The following is a 17,540-nucleotide window of genomic DNA, read 5'->3' as shown; positions in this document are numbered from 1 at the left end:
CGGCAGGCGTCAGGACTGTTCGATCCCTCGAAATGACAACGTGATATCAATCTAGTGGCGCGATGTTAAGTTGCCATCATTCTGACGTCAATAAGTTGATTTCAGGTTTTTTTCACCAACGCTCTAGGCCGCTGGTCTTCGCAAATTCCCTGAACTTTTGAGAGCGCTCGACCCTCCACTCAATATCGTCGCGATGCAGATATTGAGGCCCACTCCATGAAAACCCTGCTGAAACTCACCCTCGCCGCCACCCTCACCTGCGCCCTCCCCATCTGGGCCTGCACGCCCGAGGAAGCCACTGAAAAACGCGAACAATTAGCCAAGGAAGTGACCAAGCTCACCGAGCAAAATCCGGCCAAGGCCAAGGAGATCAACGATGAGTTACAGAAAATGGATTTGGGGACGGCGAGCAAGGATTTGCCGGACAAGTGCCAATTGATCGATCAGCGATTGAAGGAGCTGGAATCAGCGGAGAAGAAAACCGAGGGTTGATCCAGCTCAGGAATCCCAGGCATAAAAAAACCGGACATTGGTCCGGTTTTTTTATGGGATCACGACGCTGCTTTATTCAGCAGCCGGCGCTTCCGGCTTGCGGCGCTTGAGCGGCGCCATGCCGTCCTTGCTGACCAGCGACAGGGCGTCGGTCTTCGGGCGGTTGGCGATTTTGCGTTTGGTCGGGGCCTTGGCGCCGGTTTTCTTCTTGTCGCCTTTGGCGTCGACCTTTTTCTTCTTCACGCCAACGGCTTTGCCCGAGGCCTTGACCTTTTTCGGTCCGCCGTAGGTGCCTTTGACTTCCTTGATGGTGCGGCGCTCGAAGCTCTGCTTGAGGTAGCGCTCGACGCTCGACATCAGGTTCCAGTCGCCGTGGCAGATCAGCGAGATGGCCAGGCCATCGTTGCCGGCGCGACCGGTACGACCGATGCGGTGCACGTATTCGTCGCCGCTGCGCGGCATGTCGAAGTTGATCACCAGGTCCAGGCCTTCCACGTCGAGGCCGCGAGCGGCGACGTCGGTGGCAACCAGGATTTTCACGCCGCCCTGCTTCAGACGGTCGATGGCCAGCTTGCGGTCTTTCTGGTCTTTGTCACCGTGCAGGACGAACGCTTTGTATTCCTGCGCCACCAGGCGGCCGTAGATACGGTCGGCCATGGCCCGGGTGTTGGTGAACACGATGGCCTTCTGATAGGTCTCGTTGGCCAGCAGCCAGTTCACGATCTGTTCTTTGTGCTGGTTGTGGTCAGCGGTGATGATCTGCTGACGGGTGGTCGCATTCAGATCGCTGACGTTGTTGAGCTGCAGGTGCTCAGGGTTGTTCAGCACCTTGGCGACCATCTCGCGCAGGCCCGAACCACCGGTGGTGGCAGAGAACAGCATGGTCTGCTGGCGGTTGGTGCACTCTTCCACCAGACGCTGGACGTCTTCGGCAAAGCCCATGTCGAGCATGCGGTCGGCTTCGTCGAGGACCAGTACTTCGACTTCCTTGAGGTCGAGGTTGCCGGCGTTCAGTTGCTCGATCATCCGGCCCGGCGTACCGATCAGGATGTCCGGCACCTTGCGCAGCATGGCGGCCTGGACCTTGAAGTCTTCACCGCCGGTGATCAGGCCGGACTTAATGAAGGTGAACTGAGCGAAACGCTCAACTTCCTTGATGGTCTGCTGGGCCAGCTCGCGGGTCGGCAGCAGGATCAGGGTCTTGATGCTGACGCGGACTTTAGCCGGGCCGATCAGACGGTTGAGGATCGGCAAAACGAAGGCGGCGGTTTTGCCGCTGCCGGTTTGCGCTGTCACCCGCAGGTCACGCCCTTGGAGCGCCAGCGGAATAGCCGCTGCTTGCACAGGCGTTGGCTCGACAAATTTAAGCTCGGCCACGGCTTTGAGCAGGCGTTCGTGCAGGGCGAATTGGGAAAACACGGGTGCTACCTCGAAGAAATACAAAAAAACAGCTGCATAGGGTAACGGTTTCGAGCGCTAAGGCCGAGTTTCTTTATACAAACGGCGCTAAACAGTGGTTTTTTTGTTGCGTCTTTTGTCCTCAAACGTCATCCAAAGCGTCTTAAGTGCTCTAATCGCCCCGTCGCGTCCTACAGAAGAACCGTTTTTGCCCATGGATATCAAACAGCTCTGGCTCAACGTCCAAGACCTTTGGGGTGCCCTCGATCAGCACCCGCTCCTGCATTCCAGCCTGGCATTGGTGCTATTGCTGGTGGTTGCGCTGGTCCTCGGACGAGTGGCGCGCTACCTCATTCTGCATGTGACCAAAATGCTCGGTCGCCAGCCGGCATTGCACTGGATCAATGACTTTCGGCATAACAAGGTCTTTCATCGTCTGGCGCAGATCACACCCTCGCTGGTGATCCAGTTCGGCTTGCACCTGGTGCCGGAGCTGGGCAAGACCAGTCTGATCTTCCTCGGAAACGTCGCGCTGGCATTCACCATTCTGTTCCTGCTGTTGGCGGTCAGTGCCCTGCTCAGCGCCCTGCTCGACATCTATGCGCGCACCGAACATGCCCGTACCCGCTCGATCAAAGGCTATGTGCAGCTCACGAAAATGGTTTTGTACGTGCTTGGCGCAATCATCATTGTCGCCACGCTGATCGACCGCTCGCCGCTGTTGCTGCTGTCGGGTCTGGGCGCCATGTCGGCGGTGATTTTGTTGGTCTACAAGGACACCCTGCTGTCGTTCGTCGCCAGCGTGCAGCTGACCAGCAACGACATGCTGCGGGTCGGCGACTGGATCGAGATGCCGCAAGTCGGCGCCGACGGTGACGTGGTCGACATCACGCTGCACACGGTCAAGGTGCAGAATTTCGATAAAACCATCGTTTCGATTCCGACCTGGCGCCTGATGTCCGAGTCGTTCAAGAACTGGCGCGGGATGCAGCAGTCCGGTAGACGACGGATCAAGCGCAGCCTGTTCATCGACGCCAGTGGCGTGCGATTCATCCGCGATGACGAAGAGCAGAAGCTGTCCCAGGTGCATCTGCTGACCGACTACATCAGTCGCAAGCAGGCCGAGCTCAAGGCGTGGAACGAAGCGCAGGGCAACGTTGCAGCGATGTCGGCTAACCGTCGGCGGATGACCAATATCGGGACCTTCCGCGCGTATGCATTGGCGTATTTGAAGAGTCACCCGGAAATCCAGTCGAACATGACCTGCATGGTCCGCCAGATGCAGACTACTGCGCAGGGGATTCCGCTGGAGATCTACTGTTTCACCCGCACCACCGTGTGGGCGGATTACGAGCGGATTCAGGGGGATATTTTCGATTACCTGCTGGCGGTGTTGCCGGAGTTTGGCTTGAGCCTTTATCAGCAGCCCAGTGGCGGGGATTTGCGGGCGGGGTTGTTACCGGCAATGTTGGGCGCAAGCCACATTCCCGAGGCCGAAAAACACGTCATGTAACACTGAGATCCCTTGTGGGAGCGAGCTTGCTCGCGATGGCTGAGTGTCAGGCGACATCTATGTTGCCTGACACTCAGCCATCGCGAGCAAGCTCGCTTGTATGTTTAGACTTGAAGGGGTCGGCGCACCTGAACGAGGTCGGCATTACCGCTTTGGTCAAGCGCGAGGAAATACGTCAACTGCCACTGCTGCGTCTTCATAGCTTGTTTAGCGACGGGTCTGGACCATGGCGGATAGACACGAATCGCCCGCTTGCCACCTTCGCCATCAATCGACATGACCCCTTTGGCTGCCAATATCTCCCGGTCAAACACAAACTGCCCGCGATGGGTTTCATCAGCAACGCTCACCACCACAAAGGCGACGCCATCGCCGGTGTCGAGCGGTGCAATCTCGCTGGCAGGCGTTGGCCGCTTCCAGAGCGTGACGAATTGGCCAATCTTGGTCGGCGTGGTTTTCGCTACGCGGAAGACCATCGCCTGGCCATCGAGGCCAAAGCGGCAGGCGCCGTAGTCGGCACTCTCCTCCTCGCGCCGAGCTTCATCCGTTAATGTCATGCCTGCGGGCTTGTAGATCTGCTCGATGGCGTCGATCAGGTCCGTCATGGCCGTTCCCGCAACGGAAGTACTTCTCGCCTGACGCCCAACCGACTGATCCACACTGCCATCAAAATCACCGATCCACCGAGAAACAACCGCCCCAGCGCTTCATGCTGATTCCAGATCAGCAGATTGATCAGCAACCCCACCGGCACATGCAGGTTGTTCATCACCGCGAGCGTCCCGCCATTCACCAGGCACGCCCCTTTGTTCCACCAGTACAACCCGAGCGCCGTCGAGACCAGCCCGAGGAACACCAGCACACCCCATTGCAGCGGTGCTTCGGGCAGGAAGTTCTGTTTGCCGAACAACAGAAACGCCGGCAACGCCACCGCCAATGCCCCCAGGTAGAAGTAACCAAAGCGCCGATAATGCGGCAGATCGCTCGGATGGCGCGCCACTAGATGTTTGTACAGGACCTGCCCGGCGGCATAGGTGAAGTTGGCCAGTTGCAGCAGCAGGAAGCCCATGAAGAAATCGGGATTGATCCGGTCGTAGCGAATCACCGCCGCGCCCATCACCGCCACCAGTGCCGCGACCAATGCCCACGGATTGAAGCGCCGGTTCAGCGCGTCTTCGATCAAGGTCACGTGCAGCGGTGTGAGGATGGTGAACAGCAACACCTCCGGCACTGTCAGCACCCGAAAGCTCAGGTACAGACAGACGTAGGTCACGCCGAACTGCAACGCGCCGATCAGCAGCATGCCGCGCATGAACGCCGGTTCAACCGAACGCCAGCGGGTCAACGGAATGAACACCAGCCCCGCCAGTACCACTCGCACCAGCACCGCAAAGTAACTGTCGACATGACCGGCCAGGTATTCGCCGATCAAGCTGAAGGAAAACGCCTGAATCAGCGTGACAAAAAGTAGATAGCCCATGCTCGCCTCGTTTCGAATGGCGGCGACGATAGCGGTTTTTACTCTTCTCTGCGAATCGTCAGGCAACACACAAATCCACTAATGTGGGAGCGGCGGTGCGACGATTCGACTTGCTCGCGAAGAGGGCGTGCCAGTCGGTATCAATGTTGAATGACACACCGCAATCGCGAGCAAGCCCGCTCCCACAGGGGTTATGTGCACGCTCCCGAATCCCGGGCAAAAAAAAGCCCGATCTCGCTAAAGCGTTCAATCGGGCTACAGCACTCAGGAGCAACAAGTGCAAAGGGAGGTTCGATGCGCGTAAAGCCTTGAAGAGGTTGCGCCAGGTCACTTGAACATCAAGGGATTATCTGGCGATTAAAGCCTCAGGCGACGAGGGAAAGCTTGGCGTTGGCCTGGCTCAGGCCTTTCTCCTGGAAGTCACCGCCCAGGTTCATGCCTTCGGCGTGAATGAACGTCACGTCGTGAATCCCGATGAAGCCCATGACCTGACGCAGGTAGGGTTCCTGGTGATCCGCCGGGCTGCCGGCGTAGATCCCGCCGCGCGCAGTCAGCACGTAGGCACACTTGCCGCTGAGTAAGCCTTGCGGGCCAGTGTCGGTGTATTTGAAGGTCACGCCGGCACGCAGCACATGGTCGAGCCAGGCTTTGAGGGTGCTCGGGATGGCGAAGTTGTACATCGGAGCGGCCATGACCAGCACATCGGCGGCCAGCAGTTCGTCGGTCAACTGGTTGGAGCGTTCCAGGGAAACCTGTTCGATGTCGTTGCGCTGTTCGGCAGCTTTCATCCAGCCGCCCAGCAGGTTGATGTCCAGATGCGGTACCGGGTTGACGGCCAGGTCACGAACGGTGATCTGGTCGTTCGGGTGCGCGGTTTGCCACTGGCTGATGAAGGTCTGGGTCAGTTGACGCGAAACCGAGTCTTGCTGACGAGCGCTGCTTTCGATGATCAGAACGCGGGACATGGGATGTAGCCTCCATCTGAGAATGCTGTAGGTCGATGGAGTGAAGGTTAAACAGAGTTAAATCGATGAAAAAGCGCAAATAACTGCTATAAACCATCAATAAATTCGTTTATAAGCGGAGCATGCCTTGTGGGAGCGGCGGTGCGGCGATCCGACTTGCTCGCGAAGAGGCCGTGTCAGTCGACATCAATGTTGACTGACATACCGCTTTCGCGAGCAAGTCGGATCGCCGCACCGCCGCTCCCACAGGGTTGTAAGGTCATTTGGGGGTGCAGGTCAGTTTGATACGCATCTTGATGATGCTCCGGTTGAACTTGGCGGTGGCATTTTTGTGTTTACCAGCGGCCACTTCGATATTGCGGGTGCGTGGCGCTTCCGGGCCATTGTTGAAAACTACCTTACAGGCCGCATCGGTGGTGCCGTAGTTGTTCACCTGAATGGAGGCGATGTCGCTATCCGTGTCATACGCGTTGTAGTCGATGCTCAAGCCGTTCAGCTGTTTTTCAACGTCGATCGGATAGGCAAACGCCGTCAGCGGCAGCATTGCCAACAGCACGCAACAGAATTTTTTCATTCAGCAGTCTCCAATAAGGACTGCCAGCTTAGGACAAGAGGAGCTATTCATGAAAGCGCCCCGCGTGACCCTTGATCAATGGCGAACGTTACAGGCCGTGGTCGACCACGGCGGTTTCGCCCAGGCCGCCGAAGCGCTGCACCGCTCGCAATCATCGGTGAGCTACACCGTGGCGCGCATGCAGGACCAGCTCGGCGTGCCGCTGTTGCGCATCGACGGCCGCAAAGCGGTGCTGACCGAAGCCGGCGGCGTGCTGCTGCGTCGTTCGCGGCAACTGGTGAAACAGGCCAGTCAGCTGGAAGACCTGGCCCACCACATGGAACAAGGCTGGGAAGCGGAAGTGCGACTGGTGGTTGACGCCGCCTACCCGAGCGCCCGCCTCGTCCGCGCCTTGACCGCGTTCATGCCGCAGAGCCGTGGCTGCCGGGTGCGTCTGCGCGAAGAGGTGTTGTCGGGTGTCGAAGAAGTGTTGCTGGAAGGCGTGGCGGACCTGGCGATCACCGGGTTCAGCATTCCCGGTTATTTGGGCGCGGAATTGAGCGATGTTGAATTCGTCGCCGTTGCCCATCCGGAACATGCGCTGCATCGACTGAACCGCGAACTGAACTTCCAGGATCTGGAATCTCAGATGCAAGTGGTCATTCGCGACTCCGGCCGCCAGCAGCCACGGGACGTTGGCTGGCTCGGCGCGGAACAGCGATGGACCGTCGGCAGCCTGGCCACCGCGGCGACTTTTGTCAGCAGCGGCCTGGGTTTCGCCTGGTTGCCTCGGCACATGATCGAACGAGAACTCAAGGAAGGTCTGCTCAAGCTGCTACCGTTGGACCAGGGTGGCAGCCGCAACCCGAGCTTCTACCTGTACTCGAACAAGGACAAACCCTTGGGTCCGGCCACGCAGATTCTTATCGAACTGCTGCGCACTTTCGACACTGCGCCGCTGGATGCACCTTTCGCCGCCCCTGAACAAGCCTGACACGGAGTGTACGCATGGCCTATTTCGAACATGAAGGTTGCAACCTGCACTATGAGGAATATGGCCACGGCACGCCGTTGCTGCTGGTTCACGGGCTGGGTTCCAGCACCCTGGACTGGGAAAAGCAGATCCCGGCGCTGTCGGCCCGCTACCGGGTGATCGTCCCGGATGTACGCGGCCACGGTCGCTCCGACAAACCCCGCGAGCGCTACAGCATCGCCGGGTTCAGCGCCGACCTGATCGCCCTCATTGAACACCTGAACCTCGGCCCCACTCATTACGTGGGCCTGTCCATGGGCGGCATGATCGGTTTTCAACTGGCCGTGGATCAGCCGCAATTGCTCAAAAGCCTGTGCATCGTCAACAGCGCGCCGGAGGTCAAACTGCGCAGCCGCGACGATTACTGGCAGTGGTTCAAGCGCTGGAGCCTGATGCGCGTCCTCAGTCTGGGCGCCATCGGCACGGCCTTGGGCGGCAAGCTGTTCCCGAAACCCGAACAGGGTGACTTGCGACAAAAAATGGCCGAGCGCTGGGCAAAAAACGACAAACATGCTTATCTCGCCAGCTTCGATGCAATCGTTGGCTGGGGGGTTCAGGAACGACTTTCGAGGGTCTCCTGTCCAACCCTCATCGTCAGCGCCGACCGTGACTACACACCGGTTTCGCTGAAAGAGACCTACGTAAAACTGCTGCCCGATGCGCGGCTGGTGGTGATTGCCGATTCGCGCCACGCCACCCCGCTGGATCAACCCGAAATATTCAACCAAACGCTGCTCGAGTTTCTCACCGCAGTCGACACCACCTCACTCAGGATCACTGACCCATGCTGAAAAAAATCGCCCTCGTCGCTGGCTCCGTTCTGTTTGCCGCCAACCTGATGGCCGCAACGCCCGCCAAGGCGCCGCACGTGCTGCTGGAAACCACCAACGGCCAGATCGAGATCGAACTGGACCCGGTCAAAGCGCCGATCAGTACCAAGAACTTCCTTGATTACGTCAACAGCGGCTTCTACAACAACACGATTTTTCACCGTGTCATTCCAGGGTTCATGATCCAGGGCGGCGGTTTCACTCAACAAATGCAGCAGAAAGAAACCAAGGCACCGATCAAGAACGAGTCCAAAAACGGTCTGCATAACGTCCGTGGCACGCTGTCCATGGCCCGCACCTCTAATCCTGATTCGGCCACTAGCCAGTTCTTCGTGAACGTCAAGGACAACGACTTCCTCGACAGCGGTGACGGCTATGCGGTCTTCGGTAAAGTCGTGAAAGGCATGGACGTGGTGGACGTCATCGTCAACTCGCAAACCACCACCCGTGGCGGCATGAAAGATGTGCCAGCCGACCCTGTGTTCATCAAGTCAGCCAAAGTCATCGACTAAGCTACACAGGAAGTCTTGAGCGGCCGCCGGAGTGCGCCGCTCACACTGTTCAAAGGAGAGCCCGTGCGCGGGCGGAGAACTGATGCTTTATCGCCGTTTCGAGAAACTGATCGACATTTTCCGCGAGGCCCCGACGGCCGCTCCGCCGGATCGGGTTCTCCCTTTTTATACCTATTATCTGAAGCAGGTCTGGCCGAGTTTCGCCGTCCTGCTGTTCGTCGGTCTGATCGGTGCGCTGATCGAAGTAGCGCTGTTCAGTTACCTGAGTCGCATCATCGACCTGACCCAAGGCACGCCTAACGTCGACTTCTTCAAGGAACACGGCATCGAACTGGCCTGGATGGCGGTGGTAGCCCTGGTTTTTCGGCCGATTTTTGTTGGCCTGCATGACCTGCTGGTGCACCAGACCCTGAGCCCCAGCATGACCAGCCTGATCCGCTGGCAGAACCACAGTTATGTGCTCAAACAGAGCCTGAATTTTTTCCAGAACGACTTCGCCGGACGCATCGCCCAACGCATCATGCAAACCGGCAACTCGCTGCGCGATTCAGCCGTGCAAGCCGTGGACGCGCTGTGGCACGTGCTGATCTACGCGATCAGTTCGCTGGTGCTGTTCGCCGAAGCCGACTGGCGCCTGATGATCCCGCTGCTGACCTGGATCGTCGCCTTCATCAGTGCCCTTTACTACTTCGTGCCACGGGTCAAGGAACGTTCGGTCGTGTCCTCCGATGCGCGCTCCAAACTCATGGGACGGATTGTCGACGGCTACACCAATATCACCACCCTGAAGCTGTTCGCCCACACCAATTTCGAGCAGCAATACGCTCGCGAAGCGATCAAGGAACAAACCGAAAAAGCCCAACTGGCCGGCCGGGTGGTCACCAGCATGGACGTGGTCATCACCAGCATGAACGGCTTGCTGATCGTCGGCACCACCGGCCTGGCCCTGTGGCTGTGGACGCAGTCGCTGATCACCGTAGGCGCCATTGCCCTGGCCACCGGCCTGGTGATCCGCATCGTCAACATGTCCGGCTGGATCATGTGGGTGGTCACCGGCATTTTCGAAAACATCGGCATGGTTCAGGACGGTTTGCAGACCATTTCTCAACCGGTCAGCGTCACTGATCGTGAGCAGGCCAAACCGTTGCTGGTAACCTGTGGCGAAGTGCGTTTCGAGCACGTGGATTTCCACTATGGCAAGAAGAGCGGGATCATTGGCGACCTCAACCTGACCATCAAGCCTGGCGAGAAAATCGGCCTGATCGGTCCATCCGGCGCAGGCAAGTCGACACTGGTCAACCTGCTGCTGCGCCTCTATGACGTGGAGGGCGGACGCATCCTCATCGACGGCCAGAACATCGCCGAAGTCGGCCAGGAAAGCCTGCGCGAGCGCATCGGCATGATCACCCAGGACACGTCCTTGCTGCATCGCTCGATCCGCGACAATTTGCTGTACGGCAAACCCGACGCCACCGACGCCGAACTCTGGGAGGCGGTGCACAAGGCCCGCGCCGACGAGTTCATTCCGTTGTTGTCGGACTCCGAAGGCCGCACCGGTTTCGATGCCCACGTCGGTGAGCGCGGGGTGAAACTCTCCGGCGGCCAGCGTCAGCGGATTGCGATTGCTCGCGTGCTGCTCAAGGACGCGCCGATCCTGATCATGGACGAGGCCACTTCGGCGCTGGACTCGGAAGTCGAAGCGGCGATCCAGGAAAGCCTCGAAACCCTGATGCAGGGCAAAACCGTGATCGCCATCGCTCACCGGCTCTCGACCATCGCCCGCATGGACCGGCTGGTGGTGCTGGAAAAAGGCAAGATCGCCGAAACCGGCAGCCACGCCGAACTGCTGGCCCATGGCGGGTTGTATGCGCGGTTGTGGCAGCACCAGACGGGTGGATTTGTCGGCATCGATTGATATCGTGTGATCAACACTGTCCCCTGTGGGAGCGAGCTCGCTCCCACATTTATCTTCGACACCCTGAAAAACCGTCAGAGACCGTCAACCACGGGCCTTGGCGGTTTTTTATGGCCGCTGGAAATCCGCAAAACCCCTGCTGTAATCAGCCAAGGTTCTGGAGATGAGCCTGTCGTAAATGTGCAGGAGGCATCACTCGATACAGTCTCGATAGGAAGCCTATCAAGGACGCTCTCTTGTCTCTGTTCAAACGTTCAGTCACTGAGTTGTTAGGTACGTTCTGGCTGGTGTTGGGGGGTTGCGGCAGTGCGGTCCTGGCCGCGTCTTCTCCGCTGGGGATCGGGGTGCTGGGTGTGGCCCTGGCCTTTGGTCTGACGGTACTGACCATGGCATTCGCCATTGGCCATATTTCCGGCTGTCATCTCAACCCCGCCGTCTCGGTCGGTTTGTTCGTCGGCGCTCGATTCCCCGCCAAAGAGCTGCCCGCCTACATCATCGCTCAGGTGATTGGCGCGATTATCGCGGCGGCCTTGATCTACTACATCGCCAACGGCAAGGAAGGCTTCGATCTCGCCAACGGTCTGGCTTCCAACGGCTACGGCGAGCATTCTCCCGGCAAATACTCGATGGCCGCAGGCTTTGTCTGTGAGCTGGTGATGACGGCGATGTTCGTGCTGATCATCCTCGGTGCCACCGACAAACGCGCCCCCGCCGGGCTGGCGCCGATCACCATCGGCCTGGCCCTGACGCTGATTCACCTGATCTCGATCCCTGTCACCGTAAGTCTGGATGCCCGTGTTCTGCCACATCCAGTTGGCACATAACTCGAATACCGATTCGGATCAACCGTTGAACCGACAAACAAAAACGCTGTAATCACCGGTAAACCCAACGACGATTATCGCGTGGTCCGACTGCACGGCAATACCCATAGGCTCAGCCCCTTGGTTAATATTAAACGTTATCCAACCCCGATGATCTCTACCGAAACTTGTATCAATAGCCCCCTCGCGCAAGAAACGTGCGACGGTAAATCGATAGCTTTCAAGGCCCCGTTCCTGCGCCCTGTCGTGTTTATTATGGTCAACGTACTTAAGCTCCGGCTGTTCAGGTGCTGTACGTGGGGCCGAGGGCCTCGGATCTCCAGTTGATCCTAATGCCACGATTACACCATCTTCCTGAACAGCCCCGGTCATCCAGACCGTTGAAAAATCGATCTCGGTGAACACCGGCGCGCCGTCATTGAAATTTTTATCAGGGTTACCGAATTGATCGAGGCTCACCAGGGCGCCTTGATACCTGATGTATCCCTCTTCATCGGAGCCATTGGTGTTTCTCCCGACACCCAGGAGTGTGGCACTGGAATGCTGAGGCAGTGCGCTTACACCCGAGTACGGAGTTTCATCATGCACAAAACCGTCGGTACCGAAACTCAGATCCATCTCTCCTTCCAGGTCGAGTTTGCAAAAGGCTCTACGGTCAACTCCCCCCATCGAAAATGAACCTGCCAGGTAGATACCCTCGTCCGTAGCACGGATAAGCGCCATCTGCGCAGTGCGAGGGTGTTTGATAGTAGCTACTCCGCCGACACCAAACAGAGGGTCCACCTGGCCGTGAATGTTCAGGCAGGTCACTACGACGGAAAGATCGTATGGTCGAAAGGCCGCAACGTATGTTTTATTGCCATGAGTGGACCAATGCAAATCGTTATAGTGATGGATAAATTCAACGCCGGCTTCAAAATCGGGATTGATGACCTTGTACCCGCCATCACCAAATGCAGTATCCAGTTGACCGTTCAAATGATAACTGGCAATCGCTGGACAGCGTCTTACGCCAGCCTCCATCGACACATCGGTCTCACCCAGCAACCGGATCTTTCCGTCGACCAGCTTGATCCGATATCCCGTGGACCGTTCATCACCATGAAATGAATCCAGCAACTTGCCGTTACCATTGAACTCATTCGCAAACGTTCCATCCTGATTTAATACAGCGATCGCAAATCGCCCAATGACAGAACCCGCGATATAAATCCGCTCATCCACTCCTACGACGGCGTCATATGCGAAATTCATCTCACGCTCATAAAATCTAAAAGTAAGCACACTTCCCTTATTGAAGCTTTGATCTAAATCGCCGGCCACTTTGCGCAGAGTGTCAAGTTGCTTGTTCATGATAAAGCACCTTTGATGGTCAAGTCGTTTACAACCAAACGAGGTTTAGGACCATTTAAATACTCATCTCTTTTACAAAGCTACTGACACAAGTATCAGGTTTATCGATTCAGCGGAGAACCAATCCATAAGTCCGACAAATAATTCGAGTCATCTGGAACCACGTTTTCAAGGGAAGACGAAGGTGCCTGAATCCATGATGGAGATTGCGCACGCACTACAAACGAACGTCTGCCGATGAAAAAGTCGTCGCGGCGACCTTAAGTCTGCCGGTAGGGCAAAGCCGATTTTGCCTCGTGCGCATACGCCTGCACCCCCACCCGTTCCCGCTCGAGAAAATCCTTCACCGCTGCTTTCAGTCCAGGGTGGCGAAGGTAATGCCATGAATGAGTGATCACGGGCTCAAACCCGCGAATCAACTTGTGCTCACCCTGAGCACCGGCATCGAATCGCTGGAAGCCATTGGCAATCGCGTAGTCCATGCCCTGGTAGAAACAGGTCTCGAAATGCAGACGGTCGAACTCCGCCAGACAGCCCCAGTAACGACCGTAAAAGCTGTCGCCACCCACCAGACTGAAGGCCATTGCCACCGGCCGTGAGCCTTGCTTGGCCAACACCACACGAATCGACTCTGGCATGCGCTCGGCCAGCAAACTGAAAAACTCCCGCGTCAGATACGGCGCTTGCCGACGCACTGCGTAGGTGTTGGCGTAGCAGGCATAGACAAAATCCCACTGCGCCTGATCGAGCTGCCTACCTTCAAGCCATTCGAAATCAATACCCTGCCCCGCCACTTGTTCGCGCTCCTTGCGCATCTGCTTGCGCTTGCGCGAACTGAGGACGTCGAGGAAGTCCTGAAAATCCCGATAGCCACGATTCTGCCAGTGGTACTGACAGCCGATTCGCTGCAACCAGCCTGGCTGCTCGGCCAAGGCCGCGTCAGTGAACGGGTCGGTGAAGTTGATGTGGGCACTGGAGAGTTGTTCGATTTCAAGGTAGCCCGGCAGGCTTTTCAACAGTTCGAAACCGTCCTCGAGCGTGGCCGCCAGCAAACGCGGGCCGCTGACCGGACTGAACGGCACAGCCGTCAGCAGCTTGGGGTAGTAATCGATACCGGCACGCTCACAGGCATCGGCCCAGGCGTGATCGAACACGTACTCGCCGTAGGAATGCCATTTGCGGTAACTGGGCAGCGCAGCAATCAGGCGATCGCCTTCGATGTGCAACAAATGCTCGGGTTGCCAGCCGGAATGAGGGCCGACGCTGCCGCTGTCTTCCAGCGCGCGGAGAAAGGCGTGGCGCAGAAAGGGCTGATTCTCGGGCACCAGGGCATCCCACGTCTGCGACGCGATTTCGGACAGACTTTCCAGACGTTGCAGCGGCATCAGTTCTTCCCTACTTCTTTGCGTGAAAGCCCGGCGAGTATCGCCCATCGCCAAAAAATCCACACGAGCAATCCGCCGACAGGGCTCTGGATAAGGCCTTACGCCATATTTGTATCGTCATCGAGACGCCATCACATTGCCACTGCTCTGTCATAAACCATCGCGATACTGGCGCCTGTTTTTAGAGCGTCGGGTTCTAGCCCGGCCACTGTTTTCCGCCCGTAACGGTCGGTTGTGTCCTGGATGGCTCAGTCATCCCCTCTCATCTTCGGAGATTGATATGCGTCTTGCTTCCACGAAAACTGCGGCAGCCCTGTGTGGCGGGCTGTTGCTGGCCATGAGCGTTCCGGCCAGCGCCGCAGTCGACGCCAAACTGCTCGACATGCTTAAGGCAAACGGCTCGATTACCAACGCGCAGTACAGCGAACTGCAAGCCGAGCTGACCAGGGATCAAAAGGACCAGCAGATTGCTCGTCAGGCTCAACAAGAGACCAACGAACAGATCGCAGCGACCGCGAAGAAAACCAATGAACTGAGTACCTTCGACCAGAAACTGGCGTGGGCCGCCAAGACCCAATTCAAGGGTGACGTGCGTTTCCGTCAGGAAACCGTCCACAACGATGGCGTTTCAAACAACAAAGACCAGGATCGTCAGCGCATTCGTGCCCGTCTGGGTGCCTACAGCGAAATCAACCCTCAGGTCGACACCGGTATTCGTATCGCCACCGGCAGCAACGACGACGCCCGGTCCACCAACCAGGACCTGAACAACTACTTCGACAAGAAGTCGATCTGGCTGGACCAGGGCTACGTCGACTACCACCCCGACGCGATCAAGAACCTGCACCTCGTCGGCGGCAAGATGCCGCAACAATGGGTGAGCATGGGCGACATCATCTGGGATAGCGACATCAACCCGGAAGGCCTGGCAGCGACTTACAAATACCCGCTGGGCGGCAGCACCGAGCTGTTCGGTAGCGCCGGTCACTACACCCTCAAGGACAACGTCGACGGCGAGGGTGTGCAGTTCAAACACGACCTGCGTCTTTACGCCGGCCAGTTGGGTGCGCGCTTCGCCATCACTGACAACCTGAAACTGACCCTGGGTGGCAGCGTCTACGGCTACGACAATGATGACGACATCAGAGCAGGGGGCACAAGCATTCCAGCCGCACTGGCCATCAACGGCAACAGCCCGAACGAGCAATTCAAACTGTACGAAGGCTTTGGTCAGCTCGACATCGGTGGCCTGCCTATGCCGCTCTCGCTGTACGGTCAGTACGTGAATAACAAAGACGCCAGCAACGATCAGGACTCTGCCTGGTTGGCCGGTGTAAAGACCAAGTTCTACGGCTTCGCAGTGGACTACAACTACCGCGACGTACAGCGTAACGCGGTGGTCGGCGCCTTCACCGACTCCGACTTCGCCAACGGTTTCACCGGTTCGCGTGGCAGCAAGTTGAAAGTGAGTTATGAGCTGGACAAAAACTTCAACCTGGGTGCGACGTACTTCATGGCTAACTCTGACTACACTAACGCCACTCTCAAAGATTCGGACATCAACACCCTGCAACTGGATGCCGAAGCGAAGTTCTGATTCCCCGCTACACGACTCGGGCAAGGAAACCTGAGCCGCTTTTACAAACTCGCGTTGTGGTATCGGTCCCCATCATCCGTCCGATACTGCAGCGCGAGTTTTTTTGTTGGCGCAAAAAAAGATCGCAGCCTGCGGCAGCTCCTACACCGACCGTATTCCAACCGCGATATCGCGTTGAAATCCAATCCCGTGTAGGAGCTGCCGCAGGCTGCGATCTTTTAAGGCGAACTCAGCGCTTGCGCAGAATCACGCTGCCAATCGAGTAACCGGCGCCGAACGAGCTGAGCACTGCCAGCGAACCGGCGGCCAGATCGTCCTGGTTCTTGTGAAACGCAATCACGGAACCGGCGGAGCTGGTGTTGGCGTAGGTGTCGAGAATCACCGGGGCTTCTTCTTCGGTGGCTTCGCGGCCCAGCAGCTTCTTGACGATCAGGTGGTTCATGCTGAGGTTGGCCTGATGCAGCCAGAAGCGTTTCACGTCGCTGATGTTGAGCGTGTTCTCTTCCAGGTGCGTAGCGATCAGCTCAGCGACCATCGGGCAGACATCGCGAAACACCTTGCGGCCTTCCTGCACGAACAGTTTGTCCTTGGCACCGATGCCCTCTTCCGCCGCGCGGTTGAGGAAGCCGAAGTTGTTGCGGATGTTATTGGAGAACTTGGTCAGCAGCTTGGTGCTGACGATATCGAACTGATACTTGGACGTCGCCAGGTCAGCACGTTCGATGATCACCGCGGTAGCGGCGTCGCCGAAGATGAAGTGGCTGTCGCGGTCGCGGAAGTTCAGGTGACCGGTGCAGACTTCCGGGTTGACCATCAGGATCGCCCGGGCCTGGCCCAGTTGCACGCTGTTGGCCGCAGCCTGAATGCCGAAGGTCGCCGAGGAGCAGGCGACGTTCATGTCGTAACCGAAACCCTGGATTCCCAAGGCTTCCTGGACTTCGATGGCGATGGCCGGGTAGGCACGTTGCAGGTTGGAGCAGGCGACGATCACGCCGTCGATGTCCGCGGCGGTTTTGCCGGCGCGCTGCAAGGCTTGCTCGGCGGCGCCGATGGCCATTTGGCAAAGCACCGACCACTCGTCATTCGAGCGTTCCGGCAGGCGTGGCGCCATGCGTTGCGGGTCGAGGATGCCTTCCTTGTCCATGACAAAGCGGCTTTTGATGCCAGAGGCTTTTTCGATAAACGCCGCGCTGGACTCGGTCAACGCTTCGATTTCGCCGCGCGCGATGGCGTCGGCATTGTCGGCGTTGAATTGCGCGACGTAAGCGTTGAAAGACTGCACCAGCTCTTCGTTGGAGATGCTGTTGGCCGGGGTGTACAGGCCGGTGCCGCTGATGACGACGTTATGCATGGTCGTTTCTCTAATCTGTTCAGGCAGAAAGTGTTGGCACCGACGTACCAACACACAAAGGATCTGCTCCCGTCAGGGGGAGCAAACCTGGCATCGCTTTATTCCAATCCGCCCAGACCTGTGAAGGCTCAAAACCGCGGGACCGGCGTTTATAGGCGCGAAGTTTGCCATAAACATTGGGGTTTGGCGCCTTTTGCTGGATAAAGCGCACACTACTTGTAGGACTGTAGGAGCTGTCGAGTGAAACGAGGCTGCGATCTTTTGATCTTGCTTTTAAAAATCTAAAATCAAAAGATCGCAGCCTCCTTTCACTCGACAGCCCCTACAGTGGATCGCGGT

At 57.6% G+C, this 17,540-nt stretch carries 14 protein-coding genes and 2 pseudogenes; 8 read left to right on the top strand and 8 right to left on the bottom strand.

Annotated features, from left to right (window positions below; genetic code table 11):
* Positions 1 to 216 precede the first annotated feature (216 nt).
* Positions 217 to 492, top strand: coding sequence for a hypothetical protein (locus CUN63_RS20840; RefSeq protein ID WP_129442048.1), 276 nt, complete (start codon positions 217 to 219; stop codon positions 490 to 492).
* Positions 493 to 564: 72 nt separating this feature from the next.
* Here the strand turns inward: CUN63_RS20840 and CUN63_RS20835 are convergent, their stop codons facing one another.
* A complete protein-coding gene (locus CUN63_RS20835; RefSeq protein ID WP_008153197.1) occupies positions 565 to 1,911 on the bottom strand; it encodes a DEAD/DEAH box helicase in 1,347 nt (448 codons plus the stop codon).
* Positions 1,912 to 2,104: 193 nt separating this feature from the next.
* On the opposite strand from CUN63_RS20835, the gene CUN63_RS20830 reads away from it, so the two are divergent.
* Entirely contained in the window at positions 2,105 to 3,403 is a 1,299-nt protein-coding gene (locus CUN63_RS20830; protein WP_129442047.1) for a mechanosensitive ion channel family protein, read from the top strand.
* Between the two features lie 104 nt (positions 3,404 to 3,507).
* Here the strand turns inward: CUN63_RS20830 and CUN63_RS20825 are convergent, their stop codons facing one another.
* From CUN63_RS20825 to CUN63_RS20805, 4 genes are all read right to left on the bottom strand, one after another.
* Positions 3,508 to 4,008: a MepB family protein gene (locus CUN63_RS20825; RefSeq protein WP_129442045.1), complete on the bottom strand. Its 501-nt coding sequence runs from the start codon at positions 4,006 to 4,008 to the stop codon at positions 3,508 to 3,510.
* Positions 4,005 to 4,883: a carboxylate/amino acid/amine transporter gene (locus CUN63_RS20820; RefSeq protein WP_129442043.1), complete on the bottom strand. Its 879-nt coding sequence runs from the start codon at positions 4,881 to 4,883 to the stop codon at positions 4,005 to 4,007. Before CUN63_RS20820 ends, CUN63_RS20825 begins: the two co-directional genes overlap by 4 nt.
* A gap of 365 nt (positions 4,884 to 5,248) precedes the next feature.
* Positions 5,249 to 5,848 carry an FMN-dependent NADH-azoreductase gene (locus tag CUN63_RS20810; RefSeq protein ID WP_129442041.1) on the bottom strand — a complete coding sequence of 200 codons (600 nt, stop codon included), beginning with the start codon at positions 5,846 to 5,848 and terminating at the stop codon, positions 5,249 to 5,251.
* Positions 5,849 to 6,107: 259 nt separating this feature from the next.
* Complete coding sequence (locus CUN63_RS20805) at positions 6,108 to 6,422, bottom strand: 3-phosphoglycerate kinase (RefSeq protein ID WP_129442039.1); 315 nt, start codon at positions 6,420 to 6,422, stop codon at positions 6,108 to 6,110.
* A 49-nt stretch (positions 6,423 to 6,471) separates the two neighbouring features.
* Here CUN63_RS20805 and CUN63_RS20800 point away from each other — a divergent pair, with 49 nt between their 5' ends.
* The 5 genes and pseudogenes from CUN63_RS20800 to aqpZ all read left to right on the top strand — a co-directional run.
* Positions 6,472 to 7,395, top strand: a complete 924-nt coding sequence (locus tag CUN63_RS20800) for a LysR family transcriptional regulator (RefSeq protein ID WP_129442037.1) — start codon at positions 6,472 to 6,474, stop codon at positions 7,393 to 7,395.
* A gap of 14 nt (positions 7,396 to 7,409) precedes the next feature.
* Positions 7,410 to 8,215, top strand: a pseudogene (locus tag CUN63_RS20795) (alpha/beta fold hydrolase).
* Between the two features lie 3 nt (positions 8,216 to 8,218).
* Positions 8,219 to 8,776 carry a peptidylprolyl isomerase A gene (locus CUN63_RS20790; RefSeq protein WP_008153188.1) on the top strand — a complete coding sequence of 186 codons (558 nt, stop codon included), beginning with the start codon at positions 8,219 to 8,221 and terminating at the stop codon, positions 8,774 to 8,776.
* An 82-nt stretch (positions 8,777 to 8,858) separates the two neighbouring features.
* A complete protein-coding gene (locus tag CUN63_RS20785) occupies positions 8,859 to 10,691 on the top strand; it encodes an ABC transporter ATP-binding protein (protein WP_129442035.1) in 1,833 nt (610 codons plus the stop codon).
* 236 nt (positions 10,692 to 10,927) lie between these two features.
* Positions 10,928 to 11,470 (top strand): annotated as a pseudogene (gene aqpZ / locus CUN63_RS20780) (aquaporin Z); the annotation flags it as partial.
* A gap of 63 nt (positions 11,471 to 11,533) precedes the next feature.
* On the opposite strand, the gene CUN63_RS20775 reads toward aqpZ, so the two are convergent.
* On the bottom strand, positions 11,534 to 12,868 hold the full coding sequence (locus CUN63_RS20775) for a hypothetical protein (protein ID WP_129442033.1): 1,335 nt from the start codon (positions 12,866 to 12,868) through the stop codon (positions 11,534 to 11,536).
* 260 nt (positions 12,869 to 13,128) lie between these two features.
* The gene (locus CUN63_RS20770) at positions 13,129 to 14,253 is read right to left on the bottom strand and encodes a GNAT family N-acetyltransferase (protein ID WP_129442031.1); all 1,125 of its coding nucleotides are present in this window, start codon (positions 14,251 to 14,253) and stop codon (positions 13,129 to 13,131) included.
* Between the two features lie 280 nt (positions 14,254 to 14,533).
* Between CUN63_RS20770 and CUN63_RS20765 the strand changes: the two genes are divergently transcribed.
* Positions 14,534 to 15,850 (top strand): putative porin, encoded by a 1,317-nt coding sequence (locus tag CUN63_RS20765; RefSeq protein WP_129442029.1) that lies wholly within the window; start codon positions 14,534 to 14,536, stop codon positions 15,848 to 15,850.
* 229 nt (positions 15,851 to 16,079) lie between these two features.
* On the opposite strand, the gene CUN63_RS20760 is transcribed toward CUN63_RS20765, so the two are convergent.
* Positions 16,080 to 17,201 (bottom strand): beta-ketoacyl-ACP synthase III, encoded by a 1,122-nt coding sequence (locus tag CUN63_RS20760; protein ID WP_129442027.1) that lies wholly within the window; start codon positions 17,199 to 17,201, stop codon positions 16,080 to 16,082.
* Between the last annotated feature and the right edge of the window lie 339 nt (positions 17,202 to 17,540).

Source organism: Pseudomonas sp. ACM7 (assembly GCF_004136015.1).
In the GTDB taxonomy this organism is placed as follows: domain Bacteria; phylum Pseudomonadota; class Gammaproteobacteria; order Pseudomonadales; family Pseudomonadaceae; genus Aquipseudomonas; species Aquipseudomonas frigoris.
This window is presented reverse-complemented; position numbering and strand designations above follow the sequence as displayed.

What these genes read in the sequence shown, in the direction of transcription:
- CUN63_RS20830 (WP_129442047.1), top strand. Translation starts at nt 2,105, where the DNA reads ATGGATATCAAACAGCTCTGGCTCAACGTCCAAGACCTTTGGGGTGCC.
- CUN63_RS20820 (WP_129442043.1), bottom strand. Translation starts at nt 4,883, where the DNA reads ATGGGCTATCTACTTTTTGTCACGCTGATTCAGGCGTTTTCCTTCAGC.
- CUN63_RS20790 (WP_008153188.1), top strand. Translation starts at nt 8,219, where the DNA reads ATGCTGAAAAAAATCGCCCTCGTCGCTGGCTCCGTTCTGTTTGCCGCC.
- CUN63_RS20765 (WP_129442029.1), top strand. Translation starts at nt 14,534, where the DNA reads ATGCGTCTTGCTTCCACGAAAACTGCGGCAGCCCTGTGTGGCGGGCTG.
- CUN63_RS20810 (WP_129442041.1), bottom strand. Translation starts at nt 5,848, where the DNA reads ATGTCCCGCGTTCTGATCATCGAAAGCAGCGCTCGTCAGCAAGACTCG.
- CUN63_RS20800 (WP_129442037.1), top strand. Translation starts at nt 6,472, where the DNA reads ATGAAAGCGCCCCGCGTGACCCTTGATCAATGGCGAACGTTACAGGCC.
- CUN63_RS20760 (WP_129442027.1), bottom strand. Translation starts at nt 17,201, where the DNA reads ATGCATAACGTCGTCATCAGCGGCACCGGCCTGTACACCCCGGCCAAC.
- CUN63_RS20775 (WP_129442033.1), bottom strand. Translation starts at nt 12,868, where the DNA reads ATGAACAAGCAACTTGACACTCTGCGCAAAGTGGCCGGCGATTTAGAT.
- CUN63_RS20770 (WP_129442031.1), bottom strand. Translation starts at nt 14,253, where the DNA reads ATGCCGCTGCAACGTCTGGAAAGTCTGTCCGAAATCGCGTCGCAGACG.
- CUN63_RS20805 (WP_129442039.1), bottom strand. Translation starts at nt 6,422, where the DNA reads ATGAAAAAATTCTGTTGCGTGCTGTTGGCAATGCTGCCGCTGACGGCG.
- CUN63_RS20825 (WP_129442045.1), bottom strand. Translation starts at nt 4,008, where the DNA reads ATGACGGACCTGATCGACGCCATCGAGCAGATCTACAAGCCCGCAGGC.
- CUN63_RS20785 (WP_129442035.1), top strand. Translation starts at nt 8,859, where the DNA reads ATGCTTTATCGCCGTTTCGAGAAACTGATCGACATTTTCCGCGAGGCC.
- CUN63_RS20840 (WP_129442048.1), top strand. Translation starts at nt 217, where the DNA reads ATGAAAACCCTGCTGAAACTCACCCTCGCCGCCACCCTCACCTGCGCC.